Source organism: Vibrio sp. D173a, from assembly GCF_030248475.1.
On sequence record NZ_JAHGAH010001654.1, the window covers coordinates 1 to 865 of the forward strand.

At 48.2% G+C, this 865-nt stretch carries 2 pseudogenes; one reads left to right on the plus strand and one right to left on the minus strand.

What is annotated here, in order from left to right:
- Nucleotides 1-118: pseudogene (locus KIV40_RS35540) on the minus strand (methionine ABC transporter ATP-binding protein); the annotation flags it as partial.
- Here KIV40_RS35540 and KIV40_RS35365 point away from each other — a divergent pair.
- Nucleotides 111-865 (plus strand): annotated as a pseudogene (locus tag KIV40_RS35365) (ATP-binding cassette domain-containing protein); the annotation flags it as partial. The pseudogenes KIV40_RS35540 and KIV40_RS35365 sit on opposite strands and share 8 nt — an antisense overlap.

Here is an 865-nt window from a genome sequence, read left to right on the forward strand (position 1 = left end):
CGACACGCTGCTGTTGACCACCCGATAGCTGTGCAGGGTACTGGTTTTCATAGCCTTTAAGTCCAACTGTATCTAGCCACTCGGAAGCCTTGGCTAAACGCTTTTCTTTCTTGATGCCTCACCGTACCGTGGTTGAAAATGTCGCCTATGGGCTTGAGGTCCAAGGCATCAAGAAAGACAAGCGTTTAGCCAAGGCTTCCGAGTGGCTAGATACAGTTGGACTTAAAGGCTATGAAAACCAGTACCCTGCACAGCTATCAGGTGGTCAACAGCAGCGTGTCGGTTTGTCTCGAGCTTTATGTACCGATGCGGAGATTCTGCTGATGGACGAAGCCTTCTCGGCTCTCGACCCTTTGATTCGTAGCGAAATGCAAGATCAATTGATCGAACTGCAAGAGAAGTTGCACAAGACGATTATCTTTATCACTCACGATCTTGATGAGGCACTGCGACTTGGTGATCGAATCGCGATTCTGAAAGATGGCGAACTGGTTCAACAAGGCACGCCACATGAGATATTACTTCACCCTGCAGATGATTACGTCGAAGCATTCGTAAAAGATGTAAACCGCGCACGTGCACTTACTGTAGAGACGGTCATGCAACCTCCATTGTATCGCATCACCTCAGAAACCATTGAGGGAGCATTAGCTCAGATGAAAATGCTCAAGCATGACTATGCGTATCACGTTACCGACGAAGGCTATCAAGGTCTGGTGACGAAAGAGAGCTTACAAGATGCCGTTGAGGACAAGACGGTGAGTGACTTTAGTGATGACATCTACGAAGAAGTGCCGGCGGTCAATCCTGATGCTGTCATCGAAGAAGTGCTTCAAGACACCATGTCTTGTGATTACTCTCTGCC